General features: G+C 60.1%; 1 protein-coding gene. It reads left to right on the plus strand.

Annotated features, from left to right (window positions below):
- Positions 1-238 (plus strand): acyl-CoA thioesterase (locus SB772_RS45305; RefSeq protein WP_410839189.1); only part of this gene is annotated, 238 nt, incomplete at both ends.

Consider the following 238-nt stretch of genomic DNA (forward strand, 5'->3'; position numbering starts at 1 on the left):
TGCATATATGGCTTACGCGCATGAACTGCTGGAGGTGCCGCTCGATCAGGGCATTCCGCAGATCATGCTGAAGACGTCGTGCGAATACGTCCGTTCCGCGAAATGGGGGGAAACGCTCGAGTTGAGCGCGCGAATCACTCGCCTCGGCACGAAGAGCTTCGACCTCGAATACCTGATCACGCTCGCGGACGACGCCAATACCGTGATCGCGCGCGGCGCGTCGACGCACGTTGCTTAC

Source organism: Paraburkholderia sp. SIMBA_030 (genome assembly GCF_046535245.1).
In the GTDB taxonomy this organism is placed as follows: Bacteria; Pseudomonadota; Gammaproteobacteria; order Burkholderiales; family Burkholderiaceae; genus Paraburkholderia.